The 1,082-nt window shown below is 52.5% G+C and carries 1 protein-coding gene; it reads right to left on the bottom strand.

Annotated elements, in window-relative coordinates; genetic code table 11:
* A partial coding sequence (locus Q0372_RS07905) for a hypothetical protein (protein ID WP_298104661.1) occupies positions 1 to 1,082 on the bottom strand: 1,082 nt, incomplete at both ends.

Genomic DNA, 1,082 nt, shown 5'->3' with positions numbered 1-1,082 from the left:
CTCCTCGCGTTCCATGGTGTCGATGTTGTGCTTGGCGCAGGTCGCGTTAAAAACGGCGATAAATTCTTTTAAAATTTCCGTTTTCTCGGTCTTGAGCTCGTCTCTTGCGGGTTTTGCTTCGAGCGCGCTTAGCTTTTTATGCGCGTCCGTATAAGCCCTCATCGCCTTTCTAGCAGTCGCCGCGCCCACGCCTTCTCTGCCGTCCCAGCGTCGCAGCGGGTTATTTAAATTTGCCGCCAGCCACTGCTTGCTTCGCGGCTGCTTGATTACGAGGCTTTCTATGTCCTTAAACTGCGCTCTAGCCGCCTCACAAGCGCTTTTAGGTACCGACCAGAAACAAAGGCGCTTTAGATGCGGCAGCTGTGCCCTCGTCGGGAAGTGTTCAAATCCGTAAACGTCGCTAAGCCAGACGTCTTTTAGGTGTTTAAGCTTAGCGAGCGCGTCGATGTTTTTTAGCGTGCCGCCCTGCGCGTTTATGAAAATTTCGCGCAAATTCGGAAAGCTCGCCGCAACGCATGCAAGATCGACGCACTCGCCGCGCTGCGAAAATATCTGTAGATCGCGCAGCTTTTCAAGCCCGCAAATGCAAAACCCGCTGCCCTTTAACTCTAGCTGAACGCTCAAAAGCTCGCCGTCAAAGGGGCAGCGCACGCTTTTTAGCCGCGCGATATCGCCGTTTATCACGAGCCGCCACAGCGAGCCGTTTAGCAGGACCTCCTCCGTGCCGCTGGCGTGCAAAACGAGCTGCTGCAGGTGCGTGCGCGAGATATCCAGGCTTTTGCCGGCGCAATTTAGCTCAAGCTGCGTCATTATCGGCGTCGCTTCTAAAAAATCTTTTAAATTTTCATCCCAAACCGCGCTTTTCATATCGTAGCAAAACGGATTTTGCCGCGCTAAATCGGCGTAGAATTCCCTGCTTTGCGGCTGTGAAATTTCAAGCTTTTGCTTATGAGCGGATTTAAATTTAGCGCGAATCTCCTTCGGGAGCTTATTCCACGCAAGCTGCATATAGATCTGTTCGATGCTTTGCAAGCTCACGCACTCGGGCGGCTCGCAAATCAAAGCGGCATTGCCGATGAAAA

The sequence above is a fragment of the uncultured Campylobacter sp. genome (assembly GCF_937997405.1).
Taxonomy (GTDB): Bacteria; Campylobacterota; Campylobacteria; order Campylobacterales; family Campylobacteraceae; genus Campylobacter_B.
The sequence above is the reverse complement of the archived record's forward strand: the minus strand, read 5'-3'. Positions and strand labels throughout refer to the sequence as shown.